Annotated in this window: 25 protein-coding genes and 10 tRNA genes; 8 read left to right on the top strand and 27 right to left on the bottom strand. The window is 42.7% G+C overall.

The window, feature by feature from the left end; all coding sequences use genetic code 11:
- Positions 1-26 precede the first annotated feature (26 nt).
- The 6 genes from rpsL to fkpA all read right to left on the bottom strand — a co-directional run bounded on the left by rpsL (position 27) and on the right by fkpA (position 3,317).
- Positions 27-401, bottom strand: coding sequence for a 30S ribosomal protein S12 (gene rpsL / locus I1A42_RS12310; protein WP_004399892.1), 375 nt, complete (start codon positions 399-401; stop codon positions 27-29).
- A gap of 170 nt (positions 402-571) precedes the next feature.
- Positions 572-847: a sulfurtransferase complex subunit TusB gene (gene tusB, locus I1A42_RS12305; protein ID WP_161157136.1), complete on the bottom strand. Its 276-nt coding sequence runs from the start codon at positions 845-847 to the stop codon at positions 572-574.
- A 9-nt stretch (positions 848-856) separates the two neighbouring features.
- Positions 857-1,213, bottom strand: coding sequence for a sulfurtransferase complex subunit TusC (gene tusC / locus I1A42_RS12300; RefSeq protein WP_161157137.1), 357 nt, complete (start codon positions 1,211-1,213; stop codon positions 857-859).
- The gene (gene tusD, locus I1A42_RS12295; protein WP_196123623.1) at positions 1,210-1,620 is read right to left on the bottom strand and encodes a sulfurtransferase complex subunit TusD; all 411 of its coding nucleotides are present in this window, start codon (positions 1,618-1,620) and stop codon (positions 1,210-1,212) included. The genes tusC and tusD overlap by 4 nt, the downstream gene beginning before the upstream one ends.
- Positions 1,617-2,339, bottom strand: coding sequence for a helix-turn-helix transcriptional regulator (locus tag I1A42_RS12290; protein WP_161157138.1), 723 nt, complete (start codon positions 2,337-2,339; stop codon positions 1,617-1,619). Before I1A42_RS12290 ends, tusD begins: the two co-directional genes overlap by 4 nt.
- A gap of 180 nt (positions 2,340-2,519) precedes the next feature.
- Entirely contained in the window at positions 2,520-3,317 is a 798-nt protein-coding gene (gene fkpA / locus I1A42_RS12285) for an FKBP-type peptidyl-prolyl cis-trans isomerase (RefSeq protein ID WP_161157139.1), read from the bottom strand.
- A gap of 134 nt (positions 3,318-3,451) precedes the next feature.
- On the opposite strand from fkpA, the gene I1A42_RS12280 reads away from it, so the two are divergent.
- Entirely contained in the window at positions 3,452-4,435 is a 984-nt protein-coding gene (locus I1A42_RS12280; protein ID WP_161157140.1) for a WD40 repeat domain-containing protein, read from the top strand.
- Between the two features lie 2 nt (positions 4,436-4,437).
- Positions 4,438-4,665 carry a SlyX family protein gene (locus I1A42_RS12275; RefSeq protein WP_161157141.1) on the top strand — a complete coding sequence of 76 codons (228 nt, stop codon included), beginning with the start codon at positions 4,438-4,440 and terminating at the stop codon, positions 4,663-4,665.
- 15 nt (positions 4,666-4,680) lie between these two features.
- On the opposite strand, the gene I1A42_RS12270 is transcribed toward I1A42_RS12275, so the two are convergent.
- The 9 genes from I1A42_RS12270 to tsaE all read right to left on the bottom strand — a co-directional run bounded on the left by I1A42_RS12270 (position 4,681) and on the right by tsaE (position 14,132).
- The gene (locus I1A42_RS12270; RefSeq protein WP_161157142.1) at positions 4,681-4,866 is read right to left on the bottom strand and encodes a DUF2065 domain-containing protein; all 186 of its coding nucleotides are present in this window, start codon (positions 4,864-4,866) and stop codon (positions 4,681-4,683) included.
- 80 nt (positions 4,867-4,946) lie between these two features.
- Positions 4,947-5,930, bottom strand: coding sequence for a protease modulator HflC (gene hflC, locus I1A42_RS12265; RefSeq protein ID WP_161157143.1), 984 nt, complete (start codon positions 5,928-5,930; stop codon positions 4,947-4,949).
- 2 nt (positions 5,931-5,932) lie between these two features.
- Entirely contained in the window at positions 5,933-7,144 is a 1,212-nt protein-coding gene (gene hflK, locus I1A42_RS12260) for an FtsH protease activity modulator HflK (RefSeq protein ID WP_196123622.1), read from the bottom strand.
- Positions 7,145-7,189: 45 nt separating this feature from the next.
- Positions 7,190-8,479, bottom strand: coding sequence for a ribosome rescue GTPase HflX (gene hflX / locus I1A42_RS12255; RefSeq protein WP_196123621.1), 1,290 nt, complete (start codon positions 8,477-8,479; stop codon positions 7,190-7,192).
- A 39-nt stretch (positions 8,480-8,518) separates the two neighbouring features.
- A complete protein-coding gene (gene hfq, locus I1A42_RS12250; protein WP_161157146.1) occupies positions 8,519-8,782 on the bottom strand; it encodes an RNA chaperone Hfq in 264 nt (87 codons plus the stop codon).
- A gap of 194 nt (positions 8,783-8,976) precedes the next feature.
- Entirely contained in the window at positions 8,977-9,909 is a 933-nt protein-coding gene (gene miaA, locus I1A42_RS12245) for a tRNA (adenosine(37)-N6)-dimethylallyltransferase MiaA (RefSeq protein ID WP_161157147.1), read from the bottom strand.
- A complete protein-coding gene (gene mutL / locus I1A42_RS12240; protein WP_196123620.1) occupies positions 9,906-11,909 on the bottom strand; it encodes a DNA mismatch repair endonuclease MutL in 2,004 nt (667 codons plus the stop codon). The genes miaA and mutL overlap by 4 nt, the downstream gene beginning before the upstream one ends.
- 43 nt (positions 11,910-11,952) lie before the next feature.
- On the bottom strand, positions 11,953-13,674 hold the full coding sequence (locus I1A42_RS12235; RefSeq protein ID WP_196123619.1) for an N-acetylmuramoyl-L-alanine amidase: 1,722 nt from the start codon (positions 13,672-13,674) through the stop codon (positions 11,953-11,955).
- On the bottom strand, positions 13,668-14,132 hold the full coding sequence (gene tsaE, locus I1A42_RS12230; protein ID WP_161157150.1) for a tRNA (adenosine(37)-N6)-threonylcarbamoyltransferase complex ATPase subunit type 1 TsaE: 465 nt from the start codon (positions 14,130-14,132) through the stop codon (positions 13,668-13,670). The genes I1A42_RS12235 and tsaE overlap by 7 nt, the downstream gene beginning before the upstream one ends.
- A 216-nt stretch (positions 14,133-14,348) precedes the next feature.
- On the opposite strand from tsaE, the gene queG reads away from it, so the two are divergent.
- Positions 14,349-15,461 carry a tRNA epoxyqueuosine(34) reductase QueG gene (gene queG / locus I1A42_RS12225; RefSeq protein ID WP_196123618.1) on the top strand — a complete coding sequence of 371 codons (1,113 nt, stop codon included), beginning with the start codon at positions 14,349-14,351 and terminating at the stop codon, positions 15,459-15,461.
- Positions 15,462-16,011: 550 nt separating this feature from the next.
- Here the strand turns inward: queG and I1A42_RS12220 are convergent.
- The 11 genes from I1A42_RS12220 to orn form a co-directional block, all read right to left on the bottom strand.
- A tRNA-Met gene (locus I1A42_RS12220) sits at positions 16,012-16,088 on the bottom strand.
- Positions 16,089-16,148: 60 nt separating this feature from the next.
- Positions 16,149-16,224: transfer RNA gene (locus I1A42_RS12215), tRNA-Gly, on the bottom strand.
- 35 nt (positions 16,225-16,259) lie between these two features.
- Positions 16,260-16,336, bottom strand: a tRNA-Met gene (locus I1A42_RS12210).
- Between the two features lie 60 nt (positions 16,337-16,396).
- Positions 16,397-16,472 (bottom strand) — tRNA-Gly (locus I1A42_RS12205).
- A gap of 35 nt (positions 16,473-16,507) precedes the next feature.
- A tRNA-Met gene (locus I1A42_RS12200) sits at positions 16,508-16,584 on the bottom strand.
- Between the two features lie 60 nt (positions 16,585-16,644).
- A tRNA-Gly gene (locus I1A42_RS12195) sits at positions 16,645-16,720 on the bottom strand.
- A gap of 35 nt (positions 16,721-16,755) precedes the next feature.
- Positions 16,756-16,832 (bottom strand) — tRNA-Met (locus I1A42_RS12190).
- A gap of 55 nt (positions 16,833-16,887) precedes the next feature.
- Positions 16,888-16,963 (bottom strand) — tRNA-Gly (locus I1A42_RS12185).
- A gap of 35 nt (positions 16,964-16,998) precedes the next feature.
- Positions 16,999-17,075 (bottom strand) — tRNA-Met (locus tag I1A42_RS12180).
- A gap of 55 nt (positions 17,076-17,130) precedes the next feature.
- A tRNA-Gly gene (locus tag I1A42_RS12175) sits at positions 17,131-17,206 on the bottom strand.
- 185 nt (positions 17,207-17,391) lie between these two features.
- On the bottom strand, positions 17,392-17,937 hold the full coding sequence (orn, locus tag I1A42_RS12170; protein WP_161157152.1) for an oligoribonuclease: 546 nt from the start codon (positions 17,935-17,937) through the stop codon (positions 17,392-17,394).
- A gap of 147 nt (positions 17,938-18,084) precedes the next feature.
- On the opposite strand from orn, the gene rsgA reads away from it, so the two are divergent.
- The 5 genes from rsgA (at position 18,085) to I1A42_RS12145 (ending at position 24,345) form a co-directional block, all read left to right on the top strand.
- Entirely contained in the window at positions 18,085-19,146 is a 1,062-nt protein-coding gene (gene rsgA, locus I1A42_RS12165) for a small ribosomal subunit biogenesis GTPase RsgA (RefSeq protein ID WP_161157153.1), read from the top strand.
- 133 nt (positions 19,147-19,279) lie between these two features.
- Positions 19,280-20,140 carry an archaetidylserine decarboxylase gene (gene asd / locus I1A42_RS12160; RefSeq protein WP_196123617.1) on the top strand — a complete coding sequence of 287 codons (861 nt, stop codon included), beginning with the start codon at positions 19,280-19,282 and terminating at the stop codon, positions 20,138-20,140.
- 278 nt (positions 20,141-20,418) lie between these two features.
- Positions 20,419-21,297, top strand: a complete 879-nt coding sequence (locus I1A42_RS12155; RefSeq protein WP_161157155.1) for a DMT family transporter — start codon at positions 20,419-20,421, stop codon at positions 21,295-21,297.
- Between the two features lie 173 nt (positions 21,298-21,470).
- Positions 21,471-23,003, top strand: a complete 1,533-nt coding sequence (gene gpmM, locus I1A42_RS12150; protein ID WP_196123616.1) for a 2,3-bisphosphoglycerate-independent phosphoglycerate mutase — start codon at positions 21,471-21,473, stop codon at positions 23,001-23,003.
- A gap of 205 nt (positions 23,004-23,208) precedes the next feature.
- Positions 23,209-24,345 (top strand): murein hydrolase activator EnvC family protein, encoded by a 1,137-nt coding sequence (locus tag I1A42_RS12145; RefSeq protein ID WP_196123834.1) that lies wholly within the window; start codon positions 23,209-23,211, stop codon positions 24,343-24,345.
- Here I1A42_RS12145 and I1A42_RS12140 read toward each other — a convergent pair.
- Positions 24,342-25,304: a DHH family phosphoesterase gene (locus tag I1A42_RS12140; protein WP_196123615.1), complete on the bottom strand. Its 963-nt coding sequence runs from the start codon at positions 25,302-25,304 to the stop codon at positions 24,342-24,344. The two genes, I1A42_RS12145 and I1A42_RS12140, sit on opposite strands and share 4 nt — an antisense overlap.
- Positions 25,305-25,308: the final 4 nt, after the last annotated feature.

The raw sequence follows: 25,308 nt of genomic DNA, 5'->3' as shown, positions 1-25,308 counted from the left end.
TGTTTGGCCTTACTTAACGGAATCCATTAAGACTTAGGACGTTTCACACCGTATTTAGAACGACCTTGTTTACGGTCATTTACGCCTGCACAGTCAAGTGCACCACGTACAGTGTGGTAACGCACACCTGGAAGGTCTTTAACACGACCACCACGGATTAGAACAACTGAGTGCTCTTGAAGGTTGTGACCTTCACCGCCGATGTACGAAGTTACTTCGAAACCGTTAGTCAGACGTACACGACAAACTTTACGAAGTGCTGAGTTAGGTTTTTTAGGTGTAGTAGTGTAAACACGAGTACATACACCACGTTTTTGTGGGCACGCTTCTAGTGCAGGCACGTTGCTTTTAACAACTTGCTTTGCACGTGGCTTACGTACCAACTGGTTAATAGTTGCCATTAAATAGCTCCTGATTTACTTAAAGTAAGCTTTGTGAAAAATCTATCCCTACCTAAATAGGGACGCAAAATTCTATGCAGCAGCAGAGGGAGTGTCAAGAAATATACAGATCTTTTTTGCGTGTTCTTTAAGGCTGAGTGTCAGTTAAACGCAACACCTTAAAAAAAACACTACCAAGTGGCTGAGTTAACATGGGTTACAGTTAAGTCTACAAAGCCCGCCATATCAACGATGTCCAGCGTTTTTGCTACTTTATGTTCCCAGCCTCTAGCCATTAGATCCTCTTGTAAAACATAAACTCCGACACAAGATTTAATACTCGCATAAGCTTGAGATTTCTCATGTGCAGCATAGATGGCACCTTCTACTAATAAGAGAGCATCTTCTTCTCGTAACAGAGAAATAACAAGAGGCAATTTTTCGATGCTTTTGACGATATGTAACATCTGATTACCTTAATAACTTAAAACATTGTCGAATTGACTTAACTTATCAGCCAACTCTTGAGGAGAAAGGCATTCACCATCAATAATCAATTCACTTTGTGCAATGCCCCATTGCTGCAAACTCTCACTGCAAATATAACGTTGCTCAAGGTCATATAAATCTAACAGCTTAAAAGCACTGGAATAATTACGGCTCAAAATATGCTCTGGCTGTTGGTCCTTAAGCAACTGTAAGACACCTTCACCAACAAAAAATAACGCAATATCTTCGCTATAGTTGGATGTAGCAAGGATGGCATCTAACCCTTCTCGCCCCGAAGTCACTTGGTGTGGTGCTTGATGAAAGATAAACGCGACTTTATTCAAAATTGCACCACTCTGTCCTGTGTTAATAGCGACTCCGCCAAACTACCTAGCCCTGTTTGTTCAAAACCTTGAGCCAGATTACTGTTGGGCAATTGATGTAACTGTTGTTCAGCTTCACTAACAATTCCCCGACGCAATGCCGCTGCCACACATGTTTCGAGCTTTACGTTATGTTTTTGCGCTAACGACTGCCAAGCTGCTACAAGGTCAAACTCATCATTTGCGGGTACGGTCAACGCACTACCATTATTGACTCCATCTTGATAGAAAAACACACCCTTTAAGGTGTGTCCTTTTTCAATCAAAGCGTTGGCAAATAAGTAAGCACTACGTGACGTTTGGGTTCCATAAACCGGACCATTTACCACTAAGCAATAGTTCAGTGATGTCGATGGGCTTTCACTCACTTTTCATCTTCCTCAGTTTTACGCTGACGAATATATAAATAGACAGTGTGTTTAGAGATGTTCAAACGATCAGCGACCCGATTTATTGCATCTTTAATATCGAAAATGCCTTTATCAAATAACTCCATCACAATCTGGCGGTTTTTGGTGTTATTCGATACCGATTTATCCGCATTGATCTCTTCAATTGTACGCTCAACGGTTTGGTCCACCAGCTCTTCAACATCACTAGCAAAGTTAACGTTAGAGGCAGCTTCTTGTGCTTCAGGTGTTGGCAAAAACGAATTCAGAATTTGTGAGAATGGCGCATCTAGGTTTACGTTGACACATAATAAGCCGATCACACGGTTATCCCCATTACGGATAGCTACCGTGATGGACTTCATCAATACGCCACCTTTAGCCCGAGTAAAATAAGAACGCGAAAAGTTTCTTTCCGAACCTTCAATATCCTTTAGCATTTTTAATGCTAAATCAGTGATTGGCGATCCCACCTGACGACCGGTATTTTCACCGTTCGCAATTTTTACCGCAGAGGTATTCAGATCTTCCAGTGAATGCAAAACGATTTCACAAAAAGGACCAATCAGACTGGCGATACCGTCTACCACAGCTTCGTAGGATTTAAGAATCACTTTGTCATGTTCAGAAAAAGGCTTCACATGCACCGATTCCATCTCCAGAAGCAGTTCAGAGTTAATGGTTTCTGTGGTTGTCACTGTTTTTGACCTTAGAACAATAATTCAACAATTTAGGGTAAGTTTATCAGAAAATTTTAATATTTTGCTGCGCTATATTACCAACTAGTGACCTAGAACAATTTTAATGTTCTTATCAAGATAGATAACTATAAAAAAAGGGCTTGATAAACAAGCCCTTTTCTCTATTTTGTCTCTAAATTATTTTTTAGTACTTGGTACTGCTGCTTTGTGCTCTGGCTTAGGGTTGACTTTAAGTAACTCCACTTCAAACACCAACGTAGAATCTGCTGGAATTTTTGGTGTTGCTTGTTTGCCATAAGCCAATTTTGGCGGAATCACAAACTCATATTTAGCGCCTGGTTTCATTAGTTGAACACCTTCAGTCCAACCAGGGATCACGCGATTTAGCGGGAAAGTAGCTGGCTCACCACGGTCATAAGAGCTATCAAATTTCGTTCCGTCAATCAAAGTACCTTTGTATTGAACTTGAACGGTATCCGTTGCTTTAGGTGATGCGCCTTTACCTGGTGTCAGAACTTTATACATCAAACCAGATTTAGTCGTTTTCACGCCGTCTTCTTTTGCAAACTTAGCACGGTAGTCATCACCTTTCTTCTGGTTAGCTGCTGCTTCATCCGCTTGCTTTTTCTTCATTTTTTCAGCAACGCGCTTATCCAGATCTTTAAGCACTTTACGTGTCTCATCATCTTTCATGCCCGCTTTACCAGCGAATGTATCTTCGATACCTTGCAGAACGATATCTTTGTTAAGCTCAACACCAATCTCTTTTGGTTTTTCTAAGCTAGAAGATAGGTAGTTAGCAAAAGAAACACCGATAGCGTATGCCGCTTTATCATCGTCTGATTTAAAGTTAACTGCACCTTGCGATTGCTCAGCAGCTGGTTTAGTGTCCGATTTTTTTTGTTCATCTTGCTGGCAGCCAGCTGCTAACATAACGGTAGCGGCAAGCAGTGACACTTTAAATAATGATTTCATTAAATTCTCCAATTTTTCGGCAGTCCTATTGGGATTGTGCACAAAAATGAGGTTTGCAGTGGTGCACAACACACAGTTGTACCAATATAACTTGATGTTATTCGATTGTCTTGATACTTAACGGATTATTAAACTTGAAACAGTTAATTTCTCATTTCATCCTGTATCTGTTTGTCATAGTGACGTTAAATGGATGCTTTTTCACAAGCCACTCTGTCGAAGAGTGGGATCTTGAACCCAATGGTTCGACGGCTTTTGGTCTAAGTCGTGATGGCCGTTTTGCTCTTATTTATTCAAAAGAACATCAGCTATTACTGTGGGATCTTACCCAACGTAAACAGCTAGCCGATTTAGGTGCTCAAGACCAAGAAGCAACCACTGTAACCAATATCCGCATTTCTGATAATGATCGCTATGCCATCACAGCCTCCCAAATCAACTTTGCTGTTTGGGACTTAGGAATGACACAAGCCAAAGGACTTTGGTCTATCTCAGATGGCCTAATTCGTGACGTTGATATCTCAAGTGATGGTCAACAAGTCTTACTCGGTTTGTCCAATGGAAAAGCAATCTACGTCGACTTAGTCACCGGGCGCCGCTTAGAGTTCCTTGCTCACCGCGAAAAAGTGAATACTGTCGCTCTATCTCCCAACGGTCACTATGCCTTAACCGGTGGTAACGACCATAATGCGTTCTTATGGGATACCCACACCGGCCAGATCATATTAACCTTTGAACATGAACACAGAGTGAATAGAGTCGCATTGCAGCGTGACGGTTTATATGCCTTCACCTCAGATGATGGTAAAGATGCCTATATCTGGAATTTAAAAACAGGAAAGAAACAAGCTCAATTGAAAAGCTTTTCCCGTCAACTTATTTTCAGCTCAGCTCGTTTTTCTGATGATGGTCGTTACTTAATCACTGGTACACCGTCAAGTCGAGTCGAAATTTGGAATACGCAAACAGGAAAACGCCTCGATAGTTTCGACACAAAACCGAGAAAAGATGCGCGCCCACCAAGGGCGGTAGTGTATGATGCGGCTATTGATAAACAGCAACGCATTATCTCAGCAACATCAGCAGGTATAGCCGAAGCTTGGCAGTTTGAAGAGTAACAATGAAAGACGAACAGATAACTAAACTAGAACAACGTATCGATGATTTGGAATGCCAAATGGCCTTTCAAGAGCAAACGATTAGCGATCTTAACGATGCTTTGACTCAACAACAGTTACTCATCACCAAAATGCAAGATCAGATGAAGTACATGGTTGGTAAAATTAAGTCGATGAGCACCTCGAACTTGGCGGATCCATCTGAAGAGACTCCTCCACCCCATTACTAAATAGTTCTTGCTTCGTTACAGGAAAAAGTGGGCAATCACGATACCGGCAACCACTAAACACCCGCCCATACGACGTAGTTGATGATCGGATTGTTGGCTAATTTGAGCAATCATTTGACGCCAACCGTTGGGCGCAATTAATGGTCCTAGCCCTTCAATAATTAACACGACACCTAAAACCCCAAAGATGGTTGTTGCCATTACTTTCTACCTGTCACAAACAAAAAAGAGAGGCTCCCACAGGAGCCTCTCTTTTTCAACTTAAAACAATGAATACGGTACTATTTCGCAGTAGCGCCTTTCGGATCCTTCATGTATTTGAAGAAATCACTACTTGGATCAAGTACTAACACATCATTCTTATCATTAAACGATTTTTCGTACGCCTGAAGCGAACGCAAGAACGTAAAGAACTCTGGGTCTTCATTGTAAGCTTTGGCATAAATTTTTGCCGCTTTAGCATCTGCTTCACCGCGAGTAACTCGAGCAGTTTTATCCGCCTCAGCTAAGATCGTCGATACTTCAAGTTCTGCTTGAGCACGTATCACTTCCGCTTTTTCACGGCCTTGTGAACGGTGCTTACGTGCAACGGATTCACGTTCAGCTCTCATACGACGATAGATTGATTCACTGATTTCATCAGGTAGGTTGATTTTCTTCATACGGAAATCAACAACATATACACCTAAATCTTTTGCAGCACTCTTACGAGTGTCAGTCAGTACATCAGCCATGATTTGATCACGCTGACCATCAACCTCTAATGCTTCTTTTGCTGCTTCAGTTGTCACTACGTCAGCATCTGAACTTGCAGGAAGCACATCATCATTACGAGGACCTGAAACAATCTGCTTAATTTCACGAGCACCAATTTCAGAACGTAATACGTCCGTTACCTTACGTTCAAGCAACGCTTCTGCAGTTAATGCATTACCGCCGCCTGTTGCTAGGTAATAACGACCAAAGTCTTGGATACGCCATTTTACGTAAGAATCGATGATGACATCTTTTTTCTCTGCCGTAACAAAGCGGTCTGCTCTACCATCCATTGTTTGAATACGAGCATCTAGTGTTTTCACTCGATCGAACAAAGGTAATTTAAAATGAAGTCCAGGATTATAAATTTGCGCGACTGAACTTTCATTTTCTTTAAGCACTTTACCGAATCGAATCACAATGCCTCGTTCACCTTCTGGAATAACGAACATCGACATTAACAGCAACGCTAAAACAACGACAACTGCAGGGATAAGTAATTTACGCATGCTTAGTATCTCCCTTGACGTGTATCGTTACTACGAGATGCGGAATCTGACGCATTCTTCTTACTATCAGAGTGTTGTGACTCAGCTTTTATTTGGTCATAAACAGACGTTGAATCGGTGTTATCCGTTTTCTTCGTTGTTGGTTTGCCCGCATTTTCCATGATCTTATCAATTGGTAAGTACAACATGTTACCACTCGATTTAGAGTCGACCATGACTTTAGAAGTACTTGAGTACACTTTTTCCATCGCGTCTAGGTATAGACGTTCGCGAGTAACTTTAGGTGCAGCTTCATATTCAGGAAGCAATTGTTCAAACTGAGCAACCTGACCAATAGCGCCATTAACAACACGTTCGCTGTAACCCTGAGCTTCCTTCTTCAAACGTTCTGCACGACCGGTTGCCTTAGGTAAGATCTCATTTTTGTATGCTTCAGCTTCACGAATAAAGCGTTCTTCATCTTCTCGAGCAGCAATAGCATCATCAAACGCATCTTTCACCTGCTCAGGTGGACGTGCTGATTGGAAGTTCACATCAACTATCGTGATACCCATACCATAAGTATCGATAATATCGTTGAGTGTCTCTTGAGTGGTTTGACGAATCTGTTGACGTCCACTCGTCAAGATACTATCCATCAATGAGTCACCAATCACTGCACGCAGCGCAGAATCAGTTGCCTGACGCAAACTATCGTCAGCATTGGTCACAACAAATAAGTATTTGTAAGGATCCGAAACTCGATACTGAACATCCATAGAAACGGTCACAACATTCTCATCTTTTGTTAACATCAGTCCTGATGCACGAAGAGAACGAATTGCCTGAACGTTAACTGGAGTCACTTGATCAACAAAGCGCGGACGCCAGTTTAGACCAGGATCGACAATACGATCGTATTTACCGAGCCGCAGGACAACCCCACGTTCAGCTTCACCGATGGTATAAAAGCCAGCAAAGAACCAAATGAGGACAGCGATAAGAGCGATGACACCGATACCGACTGCTCCGCCATTAGAAAACGAAGGTCCTTTACCGCTCCCCTTCTTACCAAACTTGCCCCCGAGCTTTTGACTTAGCTTATTGAACACTTCGTCTAAATCTGGAGGACCTTGTTCACGGCCACCGTTGTTACCACGATTATTGTTACCCCATGGGTCATTATCGCGGCCACCATTGTTGCCGTTGTTATTACCAGGCTCATTCCACGCCATTAGAAAGCTCCATCATTTGATATGACGTTATACTCTAGCAGTCATTTAAGTAACTATAAAGTCAGATAAAACTGCCTGTTCTCTTTTCTCTAGTCTAGACCAATCTGCCTGTTGCATACGAACTGTAATTAACAAATTGCCTTCTGGATCATATTCTTCTGTTTTAATCGAGTTCATTTCGAAGAAAGTGCTACGGATACGCCCTTGATGTTGCGGCGGTATCTTCAAGTCATATTGAACCATTTGTTTTGCTAAACGTTCGCTCAATGCATCGAACAGCAAATCAATGCCATCACCGGCCATGGCAGATACGTACACGGCTTTTGGCACACCTTCATCATCACGTTCAATACGTGGCTGTTGGTGATCTAAACTATCAATTTTATTCATGACTAATAAAGTTGGAACTTCATTCGCTTCAATCTCTACTAGTACATCATTTACCGCTTCTATGTTCTCACGAAAGCGGTCATCACTGGCATCAACAACATGTAACAAAATGTCAGCTTCTTGCGTTTCTTGTAACGTAGCTTTAAAAGCCGCGACAAGATCATGGGGTAGATGTCGAATAAAACCTACCGTATCAGCCAAAATAGCTGGACCTATTTCATCCAACTCAATTTTACGTAGCGTCGGGTCCAATGTGGCAAACAGTTGGTCTGCTGCATATACCCCAGCCTCTGTGATACGGTTAAATAAAGTCGATTTACCGGCGTTGGTGTATCCCACTAACGAAAGCGTAGGGATCTCTGCTCGGTTTCGTGCTCGACGCCCTTGTTCTCGTTGCTTTGCTACCTTGTCTAAACGACGTAAGATAGCTTTTATACGTTCACGCAGTAAACGTCGGTCAGTTTCTAACTGGGTTTCACCCGGACCACGCAAACCAATACCACCTTTCTGACGCTCCAAGTGCGTCCAACCACGGACAAGGCGAGTCGATAAATGGCGTAATTGAGCCAATTCAACTTGTAATTTACCTTCGTGAGTTCGTGCGCGCTGGGCGAAAATATCAAGGATTAGACCTGTACGGTCAATCACTCGACATTGACATAACATTTCTAAGTTACGTTCTTGAGCGGGAGATAGTGCGTGGTTAAAGATAACAACATCAGATGCAGTACGGTGCACTGCATCTGCGATTTCTTGGGCTTTACCTTCACCAACATAATACTTAGGGTGCGGAGATTGGCGACTACCGGTAACAACCTGCATCACTTCTACTCCGGCAGAAGAAACTAGCATTTCACATTCGCTAAGATCTTCCCATTCACCCTCTTGCGTGAAGTTGATATGAACAAGTACGGCTCGCTCCCCGGCTTCATAACGGTCAAACAAGCGATCAACTCCTTAATGTTTGAAAAGTATTAATATTAATTAGTCTTCTGTTTTGTCAGATGGACGATCCTGTGCAGGACGCTCAGCACTGTGATGACTAACTGGACGAGCAGGTACCACAGTTGAAATTGCGTGTTTGTATACCATTTGATTTACAGTGTTTTTCAGCAAGATCACAAATTGATCAAATGACTCAATCTGACCTTGTAGTTTGATACCGTTCACTAAATAGATTGATACAGGGATACGCTCGCGACGTAGTGCATTTAAGAATGGGTCTTGTAGAGATTGCCCCTTAGCCATTTTTTTTTCCTTATTTTGTATTTTGTAGTAATTATTTAGCTAGTGGTGCACTAAAGTTCTGTGCGGCCTTCACATCTGAGCTAAACGAATGAAAACACCCTAATCCGTTTGTTGGGGCACATAAGGCCGACTTCAAGTAACGGATCCTTTACAGGGCACATTACGCAAAAGCGATCCCATTATACACAGCTTAATCAACTAGATGCTATTGCATTTGAAACAGTTTCTAAAGCTTGATCAATGTTTTCGCTATCTAACCAAGTTAAATCATCCCAGCTGCGTAACCAGGTGATCTGTCGCTTGGCCAATTGACGGGTAGCACAGACACCACGAAAGATCGCTTCGTCTAAACTACCGTTTCCGTCTAAATAATCCCACATCTGACGATAGCCTACACAACGAATCGAAGGTAAGTCTGGGTGAAGATCTTGTCGCTCATGTAGCGCTCTAACTTCTTCTTCAAATCCCGCTTCGATCATTTTTTCAAAACGTAGTTCTATACGACGATGCAGTTCAGCCCTTTCCTTGGGAGCAATTGCAAACTGCTTAACACGATAAGGTATAGCATCTCCTTTCGTTTCAGTCAGTTCAGTTAAAGTTTTACCTGAAATTCGATAAACTTCCAACGCCCGTGACAATCTTTGTGGATCATTTGGATGAATTCTATCCGCTGATACAGGATCGATCGCCTTCAGCTCATCGTGCAAGATCGACCAGCCCTTAGTCAATGCTTCTTGCTCGATTTGTTGACGAATTTTGGGATCTGCTGCGGGTAATGGAGACAAACCTTGTAACAGAGCTTTGTAATAAAGCATGGTTCCGCCCACAAGTAACGGAATTTTTCCTTGGTTTACAATCTTTTCCATTTCATCCAATGCGTCTTGCCGAAAGTCTGCCGCAGAGTAGGAATCTTTTGGATCGAGAATATCAATCAATCGATGCGGGGCTTGCTCTAACTCTTCAGCCGTCGGTTTAGCCGTACCTATATCCATCGTTTTATAGATCAAAGCAGAATCAACACTAATGATCTCAACAGGAAATCGTTGTCTTAACCGAATCGCAAGATCTGTTTTCCCCGATGCGGTCGGTCCCATGAGAAATAATGCTAGAGGTAGTTGTTTGGTCATGAATTCAATGCTGCAATAGTCGCTGAAAAATCTACAGATCGGACAAAATGGCTATCGTGCAAAGGTAATTCACCTTGCCACAACTGCTCAATTTCTGAAATCAACTGAATACCTTCTGATAGAGTGTAGTCAGTTTTATCCAGTTTCACATAATTGCTCAACCAAGTGGCTAAACTATCACGATCTAACCGCTTTTCCGTCTGATCCAGTGTTGAAGAGGCGTAAGATAACAGATCTGGTACTAAATTTTGTAGATTTTGCTGCCTTAATGGTTGAGGGACTCCCATTACCATAATGCTTTGCTTGGAGCGTATTTGAAGATCAATACCGAAAGTCATTAATAACTCATGATAAATCTCAATGGCAGCCGCTTCACTTGGAGACACTTTTACCGCCAACGGAACAAGCAGCGGTTGGCTTTTTAGCGCACCTTGTCCCACATTCAATTGACCACGTGTTTTTAGCCAGTTGGCGTGATTCAATGAAACAAGCACACAACCTTGAGGCGTTCCCATCACCAAATACTGCCCTTTGACAACCGTTATAGCTTTGCCTAATTTTTCGATTGGTAGCGATTGTTCTTGATAATCACTCACAATATTAGACGCCGACTCTTTCAATTGTGGAGTCTGCAATAACTGTTGATAAACACGCACTTCATTTGCTGAAGGTGAATCCGAATTGTACTTTTCGCGCCCCTTTTTCGCCCCACTCGCATTCGGTTGTTTAGAGCTACGATAAGGCATCTCATCGCTAAAACTCTTTGCCGGCGGCTCAGCAATAGATGTATCGGTTACATCTTGCATCTGAACCTGAGGCTTGGACGTTTGGATTGAAGAGTGCTGCTCTTTAGGCTTCTGATAGTCTTTTTGCCCAGGATAAGCTGGGGTTTTATCAGCCTGCCAATGGCGAGGATCGCCTTGTTCACGGGTCGAGTCAGGCATATCAGAGTCATGAGGCTGATAAAACGCAGCTTCATTATGTGCTGGCGCATCGATATGCTGACCTTGAGCTAAGGCACTAGTCAAAGCTTGATAGATAAAATCATGAACTAAGCGGGCTTGATGAAAACGCACTTCATGCTTAGCTGGATGGACATTAACGTCGACCTGATGCGGATCAACCTCAATAAATAGCACATACGTTGCGTATTGATCAGGCTTCAGACTGGTTTCGTAACTTTGTCTAATCGCGTGGTTGATCAGCTTATCTTTCATCATGCGGCCATTCACATAGCAGTACTGTAAATCGCTTTGCTGGCGAGCACCTTCAGGTGTCGTGATCCAACCCGAGAGTTTAAGACCTTGATGCTCTAGATCAATCCGCAGCATATTGCGCACAAATGCATTGCCACAAACCGCCCCAATCCGCTTTTCTTCCTGTAATCGAGTTTTCGTTGCCCGATATTGGCGCACCATTTTTCCGTTATGACGTAGATTCAAGGTAACATCAAACCGGCTAAGGGCAATACGCTTAATTAGCTCATCAATATGAGTAAATTCGGTTTTTTCTGTGCGTAGAAATTTACGCCGCGCTGGCGTATTAAAAAACAGATCGAGAACTTCAACTGACGTTCCAACAGGATGGGCGGCAGGTTGCAACTTGACAGCCATATCACGCCCTTCACTGTACGCAGACCACGCTTCTTCTTGTGTCGTTGTACGAGAAGTTAATGTTAAACGAGCAACAGAGCTAATACTCGCTAACGCCTCCCCGCGAAATCCCAAACTCATAATAGCTTCTAGATCATCAAGATTATGAATCTTCGATGTCGCATGACGACTTAACGCGAGTGATAACTCATCTTTAGGAATACCCGAACCATTATCGCGAATGCGAATAAGCTTAGCGCCTCCTTTTTCAATATCGATGTCGATACGAGTAGCGCCTGAATCCAAACTGTTTTCCACCAGCTCTTTAACGACGGAAGCTGGCCTTTCCACCACCTCTCCAGCAGCGATTTGGTTTGCTAAACGAGCGGGTAAAATTTGAATAGCCATAATGGTTTCTATACTTAAGTTATTTGCAAAGCCTCTAACGACTCTACTTATTCGGAATAATTAATATCTGCCCGATAGCCAATGAGTCTGAACGCAAATGGTTGGCAGTTCGAATACTGTTCACACTCACGTTATATTCATTGGCAATTTTCCCTAAAAAGTCACCACGTGAGACTTTATGTTTACGCAATGGCTTATCTTTCAAGCTCACGGTGATTTTAAGCTTTTGACCCACATTCAAAGAATTACTGCGCAACTGGTTTTCCCGCTTGATATCAGCAACGGATACTTTGTATTTTTGAGCGATTCGACCTAAATACTCGCCACGACTTACAGTATGAGTAATGGTTTCAGTCTCAACTGGGTTCTCAACCTGAGGCACTTTTAAAGATGTTTCTCCTCCAGGAATTTTTAAGATTTGCCCAACTGATAAAGTATTGTTTTTTAGTTTATTCTCATTTTTTATTGCCGATACAGACATACCATAACGCTGGGCAATCACTGACAGTGAATCACCACTTTGTACCCGGTAATTATGTGTTTTATTACGATTAGCAAATAACGTCCCTACTGGAGGATTATCTTTAAAATATTGCACTACCGCTGTCGCAACAGCACGAGCAAGCTTATCTTGGTGACTCCGTTGAAACAGCAATCTCTCTTCAGTAGGATTGGAAATAAAGCCTGTTTCAACCAACACTGATGGAATATCAGGAGATTTCAAAACTGCAAGACTAGCATTTACTGGTTTACTTCGATGTAAATGCGTCACTTGCGCTAAATTGTGAACGATATCAGAAGCCAATTTATAGCCTTCTTTTTGCGAATGGCTAAATTGTAAATCCAGCAGGGTTTGACTCACATTTCGATCGCGATTGTTTTTCGCTAGCACCGCCCCAGCCCCACCTAATAACTCAGATTGCTCTTCGTGGTTTTCTACCCAACGAGCTATTTCAGTGTTCGCACGACGAGTATTTAACACGAAAACTGATGCACCACGTGGTTTAGGGGAGTTAAATGCATCCGCGTGAATTGAAACGAGTAAATACGCCCCATGTTGGCGAGCAATCTCAGTTCGTTTATTCAAACTGACATAATAATCGCCTTTACGCGTTAGAATCGCTTTCATACCGGGAACACGATCAATTAAGTTGGCTAGCTTTTTGGCAATACTCAGCGTGACATTCTTTTCAAATTTATGTCCCGGACCAATCGAACCAGGATCTTCTCCGCCGTGACCAGGATCCACCGCGACGATAATATCCGCATTGCCCGCTAACTGAGAAGCATCACGACTCACCTTTAACTTTTGAATCGGATTGTTGTTAGATAACGCTTGCTGCTTTTTAGTTTTGTTTGGTAAATCGATGACCAAACGGTGCCCATACTGACCACCAGGCGTTGGAGGAAGCTTAAATATATTAGCTGAAATATGCTTTTTTAATTCCAACACCAGCCGATAGGTCCCTTTCTTTGGTGATGAACTTGACCGTATTTTGGTTAATATTGCGCTATCAGTGACCTTCATTGGCAACTTGGCTTTTAACGACGTATCTTGTAAGTCAACCACCAAACGACTTGGACTGCTTAAAGTAAAATAGCTAAATGTTACTTCGGACTTAACATCCATCACTACTCGAGTCTCATCAGGTGAGGGCCAAACCCTAATACCTTCTAATACATTGGCATACACCGAAGAAGTGAAAACAGTGATAAAAAACGTTATTAATAAAACGATGGTACGGAAACGATTAACAATCAACATAACTCCAACTGGCTTAATAAAGCACATCCATATTCATTGTTTGCCGTAAGTTCGGCCTGACGTTGCTCACCATCATAACGAATATCGATAGTGATATCTGGTTGCGGTAACATCCCCTGACCTTTATCTGGCCATTCCACCAGACAAATAGCATCTGGAGTGAAATAGTCCCGAATCCCCATAAACTCAAGTTCTTCAGGATCGGCCAAGCGGTAAAGATCAAAGTGGTAAACACTCCATTGTTCTAATTGGTATGGCTCCACTAAAGTGTAGGTCGGGCTTTTTACATTGCCGTTGTGCCCTAAAGATTGAATAAAGCCACGACTAAATGTTGTTTTTCCAGCACCAAGATCGCCATAGAGATAGAGAGTGGTTTGTTGAGAACATAAGCGTGATAACGCCGTTCCCAATGCAACTGTGTCTTTTTCATTCTTTAATGTAAAGGTCTTGGTGTTCATGTAATACTTTCTCAAAAAATGCCTAATGGCGGAAAATGCCAAAGAACCAGAATAGTAAACTGTAGTGGAATTGATTAACAAGAGATCTTCTGTAAGCAAACAGAAAAACATCCCTAGTTTCATGTCAAAACGCTATGATCAACTTACTAGATCCTTGATATAGGATCCGTTAAAATCCACGCCCTTTACATTTCCCTATTAACTAGTAGATACCTGATGGACTATCAAGCGCTCGCCAAAAAAATAAAATTTTGGGCTCACGAATTAGGGTTCGCCAAGGCCGGGATCTGCGATGTTGATCTTACAGAGCACGAAGCACCTCTCCAGCAATGGCTTGATAAAGGTTATCACGGAGAAATGGATTGGATGGCACGACATGGCATGATGCGCGCAAGACCAGCAGAATTATTACCTGGTACATTGCGAGTCATCAGCGTTCGTATGGATTACCTTCCACCAGATGCTCATTTCGCCTCAAACCTCAATAATGCCAGTGAAGCTTATATTAGTCGATATGCTCTGGGACGAGATTACCATAAGCTGGTACGAAATCAGCTCAAAAAGCTGGGGGAAAAAATAAAAGCAGAAACAGGAGAACTGGGTTTTCGACCGTTTGTTGACTCTGCTCCAATATTAGAACGCCCCCTAGCTCAAAAAGCAGGACTAGGATGGACTGGCAAGCACTCATTAATTTTAGACGAAGGTGCTGGCTCATGGTTCTTTCTTGGCGAGTTACTCGTTGATATACCACTACCTATCGATACCCCATCAGAAAACCAATGCGGTAAATGTACTGCTTGTATGACATCCTGCCCAACGAACGCTATCGTCGAGGAAGGAATTGTTGATGCACGACGTTGCATCTCGTATCTGACCATAGAATACAGCGGTGTTATTCCGGAAGAATTTCGATCACTGATGGGTAACCGTATTTATGGCTGTGACGATTGCCAATTAGTCTGCCCGTGGAATAGATTCGCGCACCTAACAGAACAGAGTGATTTCCATCGACGCCAAGCTCTCCATGATCCTGACTTACTCGCATTATTTGCTTGGGATGAAAAAACATTTTTAAAAAATATGGAAGGTTCAGCCATTCGCCGTATTGGGCATGAGCAATGGCGCCGCAATATTATTATTGCAATGGGTAACGCACCGTACAGTCAGCAAATTATTGAGACATTGGAGCAAGCTAAAGGCCATTCAGAGCTATTAGACCCACATATTGATTGGGCACTGACCCAACAACAAGAACAATTGCCATTTAAAGATCGAAAGAAAGCTCGCCTTATTCGTATTGTAGAAAAAGGACTACCGAGAGATGCTTAATAAAGTCGATAATTTTCTCGTTATTTAACTTGACAACAAAAACAAAATCAAAGTGTGGAAAAAGTTTTTATGATGCACGTTTTTCCTACCCCACCAAAAGTTAGTCACAACAGCAGGAAATGATTAGGATCAAGTGTTTTTCAGTTAATGATCGTTTTCTTACAGATTTGAGACAATTAAAAAAACAAATAACTTAATAAAAAACAACAAGTTAAGCTAGAATACTTCCAATTAAAAAAACTGATATACCAAAAAAGATCCTAGACATACAACCATTTTTCAACACACAAAAACACTTTATACACCAAGTTATCCACAAGGATATTTTGTGGATAAGTCTGTTGATTATACGTATAGAAGTTATGGAAGTTCTGTAAGCACAACGCTTCTAGCAGTGGACTAATTTCTTAGAACTCTGTAGAAGAACTGACTCAAGGGGAATGATGCTTCACAGCATTAAGAAAGAGCATTCACGGTGAGAACTTAAATCTAGCACAACCAGATAGACTGGAAAAATTCTCTTTGTGATCCACATAACAATGTGGGAAGTTGGTTGCGGGGGCCAGATTTGAACTGACGACCTTCGGGTTATGAGCCCGACGAGCTACCAAGCTGCTCCACCCCGCGTCCGTATATTGTGCATCGTTGAAGTACGATGAAGACTCTCTTCTTTTACAAGAAGGAAACTGGAGCGACACACGAGGTTCGAACTCGTGACCTCAACCTTGGCAAGGTTGCGCTCTACCAACTGAGCTAGTGTCGCATTCACAACCTGTCTCTCGACAAATCGTTGGAATGTGGTTGCGGGGGCCAGATTTGAACTGACGACCTTCGGGTTATGAGCCCGACGAGCTACCAAGCTGCTCCACCCCGCGTCCGTATATTGTGCATCGTTGAAGTACGATGAAGACTCTCTTCTTTTACAAGAAGGAAACTGGAGCGACACACGAGGTTCGAACTCGTGACCTCAACCTTGGCAAGGTTGCGCTCTACCAACTGAGCTAGTGTCGCATTCACAACCTGTCTCTCGACAAATCGTTGGAATGTGGTTGCGGGGGCCAGATTTGAACTGACGACCTTCGGGTTATGAGCCCGACGAGCTACCAAGCTGCTCCACCCCGCGTCCGTATATTGTGCATCGTTAAAGTACGATGAAAACTCTCTTCTTTTACAAGAAGGAAACTGGAGCGACACACGAGGTTCGAACTCGTGACCTCAACCTTGGCAAGGTTGCGCTCTACCAACTGAGCTAGTGTCGCATTCACAATCTGTCATTAAACAAATCGTTAAAATGTGGTTGCGGGGGCCGGATTTGAACCAACGACCTTCGGGTTATGAGCCCGACGAGCTACCAAGCTGCTCCACCCCGCGTCCGGTGTCATCGTTAAAGTACGATGAAAACTTTCTTCTTTTACAAGAAGGAAACTGGAGCGACACACGAGGTTCGAACTCGTGACCTCAACCTTGGCAAGGTTGCGCTCTACCAACTGAGCTAGTGTCGCATTAACAATCTGTCATTAAACAAATCGTTAGAATATGGTTGCGGGGGCCGGATTTGAACCAACGACCTTCGGGTTATGAGCCCGACGAGCTACCAAGCTGCTCCACCCCGCGTCCGGTGTCATCGTTAAAGTACGATGAAAACTTTCTTCTTTTACAAGAAGGAAACTGGAGCGACACACGAGGTTCGAACTCGTGACCTCAACCTTGGCAAGGTTGCGCTCTACCAACTGAGCTAGTGTCGCAAAGTAACAACGAGTATTCCCCGTCGTTAGGGCTGCGAATTATAAGAGCATTTTTTTGTGATGCAAGTCCTTACATGCAAAAAAAGAGATTTTTTTTCATAAGTGATGAAAAAGCATACAAAAAAGATTCAATACCAACCTAGCAGCCCAAGGAAACACCCTAAGATTGGATCTTAACGTGATCTTTAAATAGCGAACACGTGCTGACGATAATACTTTAACTCTGCAATGGATTCTCTAATATCATCCAGAGCTAAGTGACTACCTTGTTTAGAAAAGCCATCTAACACTTCAGGTTTCCAGCGACGAGTTAGCTCTTTAATCGTACTCACATCAACATATCGATAATGAAAATACTCTTCGAGTAGTGGCATATGTTTATATAAAAATCGACGGTCTTGGCCAATACTATTGCCACAAATAGGAGATTTACCTTTTGGCACCCATTTTTCTAAAAAGGCAATGGTTTGCTCAACGGCTTGTTCTTCGGTGACAGAACTTGCGCGAATGCGATCAACTAAACCACTTGCTGTATGAGTTGTGGTACACCATTCATCCATCTTCGCCAACTCTAATTCTGGTTGGTGAATAGCAAGTACGGGGCCTTCAGCAAGAATATTCAACTCGCTATCAGTCACGATACTCGCAATTTCAATTATTTTGTGCGTTTCAGGATCGAGGCCTGTCATCTCCAAATCGATCCAGATAAGATTCTGTTCGCTATATGACATAGATAGGTGCCTATATGGGATTATCATTAAAAAAGGTACTATACATAAATTCGAAGTACCAAGATACTGCGCTATCTTGGATTTCACCGCGTCAGCTGTTATACATGCAGCCGACAACATTACATTCTCAAGATAAAGATACGCATAGTGGCAAAAAGAAAAAAGCTGACTAAAGGCCAAGTACGGCGAGTAAGAAGCAATCAACATAAGCGACTCAAACAGGAAGAGACCGTTCAATGGGATGAATCCATGCTAGAGAACGCCAAAAACGGTTTGGTGATTACCCGTTTTGGTCAACATGCGGATATTGAAGATCTCGATACTGGCGAAGTACACCGTTGTAATATGCGACGTGGCATTGAAACATTGGTATCTGGTGACAAGGTAATTTGGCGCCCGGGTATTGAAACCCTAGCTGGAATTTCTGGTGTAGTAGAAGCAGTAGAACCTCGTTCTTCGGTATTAACTCGCCCCGATTATTATGACGGTTTGAAACCCGTTGCCGCTAACGTTGATCAAATGGTGATCATTTCCTCCGTATTACCAGAATTATCACTCAATATTGTAGACCGATACTTGATTGCCTCTGAGACACTGGCTATCGAACCACTTATCGTATTGAATAAGATTGATTTACTTAACGATGAATTGGCTGAACTGTATCAAGAATGGCTAAGCATCTATAAAACGATAGGTTATCGAGTCCTATACGTCAGTAAAGAGACCGGTGAAGGCATTGAAGAATTAGAGTCACTGCTACGTGACAAAATTAACATCTTCGTAGGCCAATCTGGCGTTGGTAAATCGAGTTTGGTGAATGCTCTGATGCCTAATACTGATTGGATAGCCGAAGAAGGTGAAATCTCGGAAAACTCGGGCTTGGGCCAGCATACAACAACGGCGGCTCGTCTATATCATATTCCTTCAGGTGGCGATTTAATCGACTCTCCAGGAGTGCGCGAATTTGGTTTGTGGCACTTAGAGCCTGATGATATTACCGAAGCTTATAAAGAGTTTCGTCCTTATTTAGGCGGCTGTAAATTTCGCGATTGTAAACATGGCGACGACCCTGGCTGCTTAATTCGTCAGGCCGTTGAGGATGGTGAGATCAGCGCGATTCGTTTTGATAATTACCATCGTATTATCGAAAGTATGGATGAAAATAAAGCCAACCGTCAGTACTCAAAAAGCAAAAAAGCTGACCTTTAAGTCGAGCGATTAAGCTTTATTTGAGCGACATTACGATTAATTTTGAAGGGCACGACATAGACAAAGACTGACATTTTTTGGTTTTTTCAGTACTATTTCGCGCCCAGATGACAAGACATTGGAATGACAAGCAATGGATAAAATTAAAGTTGGACTCCAATATTGGATTCCACAACATGGTTTAACCCGTTTAGTCGGCAAGCTTGCTTCAGCAAAAGCAGGACGTCTAACCACCGCAGTAATCCGTTGGTTTATCAAACAATATAAAGTGAATATGGATGAAGCATTACATTCAGATCCAAAACACTTCAACACATTTAATGAATTTTTTGTTCGTGAGCTGAAACCAGGTGTACGACCTGTAATTGAAGATGAAGACGTCTTAACTCACCCAGCTGATGGCTGCGTAAGTCAATTTGGTTACATGAACAATGGCAAGCTCATTCAAGCAAAAGGTCATGATTTTTCTGCTCAAGAACTTTTAGGCGGTGATGCCGAATTAGCCAAAGAGTTTATTGATGGTGACTTTGCAACGATTTATTTATCTCCAAGTGACTACCACCGAGTGCACATGCCATGTGCTGGTACATTACGCCAAATGATTTACGTACCTGGCGATCTATTTTCAGTGAACCCACTGACCGCTGAAAATGTCCCAAACCTATTCGCACGCAATGAGCGTGTTGTTTGTATCTTTGATACAGAATTTGGCCCGATGGCACAAGTATTGGTAGGTGCCACTATCGTTGGTAGCATTGAAGTTGTTTGGGCAGGAACCATCACTCCACCTCGCGGTAACAGTGTTTATCGTTGGAATTACCCAAATGAAGGCGAAAAAGCCATTCATCTAGAAAAAGGGCAAGAGATGGGTCGCTTTAAACTGGGATCAACGGTGATAAACTTATTCGCCCGTGATGCTGTTCATTTCGATGAAAGCATGCGAACAGGCAGCACGACTCTAATGGGAACAGCTTACTCCCATAAAGCACAGTAATGCAGTAATAACAAATCTAGAACGATTAGGCTCGAGTATTGCTCGGGCCTTTTTTATACCCAAGTAACTTCAAAATGCTGTTTTAGCGAGAATGGTTTCGCTCTTAGGTAAGGCACTGATTTGAAGATATAGTCATCCTACGTTGAAAGTCAGTAACATAGCCTAGGAGCGAATAAAACTCGCTCTTCGGGCACTCATCAATAACCCCTACTACTTTATCTTAATAAGTGGCATATTTAGCCTCAATTTCTTCTCTATTCATTGTTATAGGATTCTCTATGGGTTATGAGTGGCTTGCGTTAGCCGCTGCCTTACTATGGGCAATTGCGGGGTTGATGTCTGTTGTTCCTTCTCGTCATCTTGGCTCATTTGCCTATAGCCGCTGGCGTATGGGATGTACATCGCTGATGCTAGGTGGATTTGCACTATTCACAGGAGGGTGGAATAGCGTAGCCAGTAGTGATGTTTTTCCTATGGCATTATCTGGCTTCATTGGCATTTTTATTGGTGACACCGCTTTATTTGCCTGTTTAAATCGAATGGGTCCGAGGCAATCAGGGTTGCTGTTTTCCTGCCATGCTGTCTTTTCGGCCACACTCGGTTATTTTTTATTTGGCGAAAGTATGACAAAACTGGAACTGCTCGGCTCAGTATTGGTTTTTTCTGGTGTCTTAATGGCTATTTTCTTTCGTGGTAAAAAGCATTCTCTTGATACGGTCAGTGGTCATATTGGTATTGGCATCACACTCGGTATTACTTCTGCTATCTGCCAAGCTCTTGGAGGTATTATTGCCAAACCTGTCATGGTAACGGCAATCGACCCCATCGCCGCCTCTGCAATTCGGATGATTGCTGCCTTCGCTGCTCATAGTGCCCTTCGACTTACCGGTTATCGAGCATCTCGCGCCCCTAACCCAATGACTAAGTCTATTTTTGGTATTACTTTAATTAATGGTTTTCTTGCTATGGCTGTGGGAATGACTCTTATCATGTATGCACTAAAAGATGGCAATGTCGGTATGGTCGCTTTATTGTCCTCTACCACACCAATTATGTTATTACCGATTATTTGGCTTTATACCAAACAACGTCCCAATCGATATGCTTGGGTTGGTGCAGCCGTTGCTGTTATAGGAACCGGTATTTTGGTGTATTAAATCCGTAATATCCTTACAAAACCAATGGTTACTATTTCGCATTTTTTTGACCGTAAGCTCAGGTTGATTGCATTGATAGATAGAATCATTGATCTTAACCTACAGCTAAGGGTAAAAAGTGTAGTAAAATTACGCTAATTTCAATTCTTTTTGAATTTGACGAGGTCAATATTATGTCTGCTAAAAAGCCTATGGCTCTAGTCATCCTTGATGGATGGGGTCACCGCGACGACAACGCAAGTAACGCAATTAATAATGCAAATACCCCGGTTCTTGATGGGCTAGCTGCAAACAACCCAAATACTCTCATTAATGCTTCGGGCTTAGATGTTGGTCTACCTGATGGCCAAATGGGTAACTCAGAAGTTGGTCACACAAATATTGGTGCTGGTCGTGTCGTATATCAAGATTTGACTCGTATTACCAAAGCAATTGCTGATGGCGAATTCCAAAAAAATGAAGCACTTATCAATGCTATCGACTCTGCAGTAAGTGCAGGTAAAGCAGTACATATCATGGGCTTGATGTCACCTGGTGGCGTTCACTCTCACGAAGATCATATCTACGCAGCCGTTGAACTCGCCGCAGCTCAAGGTGCAGAAAAAATTTACCTCCACTGCTTCCTTGATGGACGCGATACTCCACCACGCAGTGCAGAAGCATCACTAAAACGTTTTGATGAACTTTTCGCAAAACTAGGCAAAGGTCGTGTTGCTTCTCTTATCGGTCGTTACTACGCAATGGACCGTGACAACAACTGGGATCGTGTTCAGCACGCTTATGATCTTATGGTTGAAGCGAAAGGTGAATACACAGCTGATTCAGCCGTTGCTGGTCTTGAAGCTGCTTACGCTCGTGATGAAAACGATGAGTTTGTTAAAGCAACCGTTGTTTGTGCACAAGGCCAAGAATCATCTGCGATTGAAGATGGCGATGCGGTAATCTTTATGAACTACCGTGCTGACCGTGCGCGTGAAATCACTCGTACTTTTGTACCTGCATTTGAAGGCTTTGAACGTGCTAAGTTCCCTGAAGTGAAGTTTGTTATGCTGACTCAATACGCGGCAGACATTCCTCTCGCTTGTGCCTACCCACCAGCTGAACTTCATAACACTTACGGTGAATGGTTAGCGAAAGCAGGCAAAACTCAATTACGTATTTCTGAAACTGAAAAATATGCTCACGTGACTTTCTTCTTCAATGGCGGTGTTGAAAATGAATTTGATGGCGAAGATCGTCAAATCGTCGCATCACCAAAAGTTGCTACTTATGACCTACAACCAGAGATGAGCTCTGCTGAACTCACTGATAAATTAGTTGCTGCTATTAAATCAGGTAAATACGATGCCATCATCTGTAACTACCCTAACGGCGACATGGTGGGTCACACTGGTGTTTATGAGGCGGCAGTTCAAGCATGTGAAGCTGTTGATGCTTGTATCGGCCGTGTCGTTGAAGCCATCAAAGAAATGGATGGACAACTGCTAATTACAGCCGACCACGGTAACGCAGAAATGATGGTAAACCCTGAAACAGGCGGCACCCATACTGCACACACTAACTTACCAGTACCTCTTATCTACGTAGGTAACAAAGACATTGAATTTAAAGAAGGCGGTAAACTTTCTGATTTAGCACCAACAATGTTGGCTCTAACGGATCAAGAAATCCCTTCAGAAATGACTGGTAACGTTCTTTACAAATAAGCACCGCTATCATCAATCAGATTCGAAGCCTCCTAATTGGAGGCTTTTTTCACTGCTAAATATCACCTATCAACCGCACGACTACCTCTCCAATATGCAGATAATGACAAACTTTTTGCATGCATCGCTCGCCTCCCTTCATCCATTGGGTATACTGTTTTTCCTATACGTTTAAATCAACATAAGCTCAGCCATGATGTTCAAGATGCTCCTTTCTCCCTGCGCACCACAATTAAATCGAAAACACCTAGTCAGTTTTCTACTGAGTTTTTGTGTACTCACTCCGAGTCTCTCTTTCGCCGCCTCTCAGCAAGAGTTAACAGGTGTTACCAATGAGATTCAGCGCCAAAAATTATCCCTTTCCAAACAGCAAAAAATGTTGGATGAGCTGCAGAATGAATTGAAACACCAAGAGTTAGATATCGCAGCGCAGAAAAAACAGATTCAAGAGACTGAGCAACAACAAGCGAAAGCGAATCGAAATATATCCAATTTAAGTAAGAAGATTCTGCAGTTAGAAAAACAGCGTAAAGAACAAACAGAATTGCTGACAAAACTAATGAAGACTTACTACATAACCAAACGCGCCACTGCCAGCGGTAATCTGCTCAATACAGGTATCGAAGAAGACCGTATTAGTCAGTACTACCAACATTTAGCTAAAGCTCGCACCGATGCGATCAAAAAACTCGAGGGGACGCATCAGGAATTAAATAATACCGAACATCAATTAAAGCTAGAGCGCGACCAGATCACTACGTTACTGAAACAACAAAATGCGAAATATAAACGTCTTGCACAAGCTCAAGACAAACGTCGTCATACGCTGGGAAAAATTAAACACAATATATCTGGTGACAAGGTGTATTTAGCAGAACTGCAACGTAATGAAACTCGCCTTAAAGCAGAAATTGCCAAAGCAGCCAAACGCAGTTCGGTACCAATGGATGGGTTATCAAGAGAAAGGCATAAACTTCCTTGGCCCGTTACTGGATCTTTATTACATCGCTACGGTGAACATCAAAGTGGCCAGATAAACTGGAAAGGCATTGTCATTAAGGCCAAATATGGCGAACGAGTGAAAGCCGTCTATCCTGGTACGATTGTATTTTCTGATTACCTACGTGGTTATGGATTAATGGTACTCATTGATCATGGTAAAGGTGATATGACGCTCTACGGTTTCAATCAAACCTTAACGAAAAAAGAAGGCGATAAAGTTTCCGCAGGAGAAACCATCGCCCTAGCCGGTGATACTGGGGGACAAACCCAACCGTCAGTCTATTTCGAAATTCGCCGTAATAGCCAAGCTCAAAACCCTTTAAACTGGCTTAAGCGCTAACTCGAATAATAATCACGAACCACTTGGATAAATTGATCGACTTCTTCGCGAGGAAGTCGATTAATCCCACCTGCTGCTTCGCGCCCTCCTCCTGTTACAAATTGTGCACAAAGCCCACCAGCACCTTGCTTATTCGTCAACGGTGCTCGCAGTGAAACAGTAAACGCTGTGCCATTCTCCAGTTCGGTCAGCACAATATGTGCTTGGTTTTCTGACTGATTGGCTAGTGTATTACCGTAAACACCGCTAATGCGATAAGACGCTGGATCATCAGGTAATTGAAATACCCTGACAAACGGCTCATCAACGAGAGCGGACTGCCCCATAGCTAACGCCATATCCGCTTGATATCCAGTACGCAATTGATAAAGAGGAGATTGAGGATCCGCAAACAAGTCAAATGGAGAAAGGTAACAGGTAAGTGCTTTGAACAATTCATCTGGATGATAATGAAGATCATCAACATGGCGTCCATAACCGTTGTAGTTAATCAATGTTCCTATTTCTTGTAACTGCCCTGCTTGCTCTGAATTAAACCCTGCTTGCAAGGCTAGCTTATCTGCAACCGACATTAAATTATCACCGTAAGCCGCAGCAATGGCCCACGCATGAAATTGTCCATTGAGATAACGATCGATGATTAGCGCGGTGCACACATTCGCATCTAAGTCGATATAAGCTTCAAGCTGAGGGTGTGATGGGATTTCCCCTGACTGGTGATGATCAGCATAAAAAACAGACGCTCCGATTTGCAACACGTGTTGCAAAGCCGCCGAATTCTTGGCCATTGATATATCTAATACGGTAATAGAATCTTGTGATTGTGGTTGAACTTGCTTTAAAAGCTCAATATCACGCTTAATCCCAGTGACTAATTTTGCTGATTTAGGCTGAGCTAATCTCAACTGGAGAAGAGCGATGATGCCATCAGCATCACCGTTAAACACATCATAATGCATAGAA

It is taken from the genome of Vibrio nitrifigilis (assembly GCF_015686695.1).
Taxonomy (GTDB): Bacteria; Pseudomonadota; Gammaproteobacteria; order Enterobacterales; family Vibrionaceae; genus Vibrio; species Vibrio nitrifigilis.
The sequence above is the reverse complement of the archived record's forward strand: the minus strand, read 5'-3'. Positions and strand labels throughout refer to the sequence as shown.

What these genes read in the sequence shown, in the direction of transcription:
- rpsL (WP_004399892.1), bottom strand. Translation starts at nt 401, where the DNA reads ATGGCAACTATTAACCAGTTGGTACGTAAGCCACGTGCAAAGCAAGTT.
- tusB (WP_161157136.1), bottom strand. Translation starts at nt 847, where the DNA reads ATGTTACATATCGTCAAAAGCATCGAAAAATTGCCTCTTGTTATTTCT.
- fkpA (WP_161157139.1), bottom strand. Translation starts at nt 3,317, where the DNA reads ATGAAATCATTATTTAAAGTGTCACTGCTTGCCGCTACCGTTATGTTA.
- I1A42_RS12275 (WP_161157141.1), top strand. Translation starts at nt 4,438, where the DNA reads ATGAAAGACGAACAGATAACTAAACTAGAACAACGTATCGATGATTTG.
- I1A42_RS12270 (WP_161157142.1), bottom strand. Translation starts at nt 4,866, where the DNA reads ATGGCAACAACCATCTTTGGGGTTTTAGGTGTCGTGTTAATTATTGAA.
- hflC (WP_161157143.1), bottom strand. Translation starts at nt 5,930, where the DNA reads ATGCGTAAATTACTTATCCCTGCAGTTGTCGTTGTTTTAGCGTTGCTG.
- hflK (WP_196123622.1), bottom strand. Translation starts at nt 7,144, where the DNA reads ATGGCGTGGAATGAGCCTGGTAATAACAACGGCAACAATGGTGGCCGC.
- hfq (WP_161157146.1), bottom strand. Translation starts at nt 8,782, where the DNA reads ATGGCTAAGGGGCAATCTCTACAAGACCCATTCTTAAATGCACTACGT.
- miaA (WP_161157147.1), bottom strand. Translation starts at nt 9,909, where the DNA reads ATGACCAAACAACTACCTCTAGCATTATTTCTCATGGGACCGACCGCA.
- mutL (WP_196123620.1), bottom strand. Translation starts at nt 11,909, where the DNA reads ATGGCTATTCAAATTTTACCCGCTCGTTTAGCAAACCAAATCGCTGCT.
- I1A42_RS12235 (WP_196123619.1), bottom strand. Translation starts at nt 13,674, where the DNA reads ATGTTGATTGTTAATCGTTTCCGTACCATCGTTTTATTAATAACGTTT.
- tsaE (WP_161157150.1), bottom strand. Translation starts at nt 14,132, where the DNA reads ATGAACACCAAGACCTTTACATTAAAGAATGAAAAAGACACAGTTGCA.
- queG (WP_196123618.1), top strand. Translation starts at nt 14,349, where the DNA reads ATGGACTATCAAGCGCTCGCCAAAAAAATAAAATTTTGGGCTCACGAA.
- orn (WP_161157152.1), bottom strand. Translation starts at nt 17,937, where the DNA reads ATGTCATATAGCGAACAGAATCTTATCTGGATCGATTTGGAGATGACA.
- asd (WP_196123617.1), top strand. Translation starts at nt 19,280, where the DNA reads ATGGATAAAATTAAAGTTGGACTCCAATATTGGATTCCACAACATGGT.
- I1A42_RS12155 (WP_161157155.1), top strand. Translation starts at nt 20,419, where the DNA reads ATGGGTTATGAGTGGCTTGCGTTAGCCGCTGCCTTACTATGGGCAATT.
- gpmM (WP_196123616.1), top strand. Translation starts at nt 21,471, where the DNA reads ATGTCTGCTAAAAAGCCTATGGCTCTAGTCATCCTTGATGGATGGGGT.
- I1A42_RS12145 (WP_196123834.1), top strand. Translation starts at nt 23,209, where the DNA reads ATGCTCCTTTCTCCCTGCGCACCACAATTAAATCGAAAACACCTAGTC.
- I1A42_RS12140 (WP_196123615.1), bottom strand. Translation starts at nt 25,304, where the DNA reads ATGCATTATGATGTGTTTAACGGTGATGCTGATGGCATCATCGCTCTT.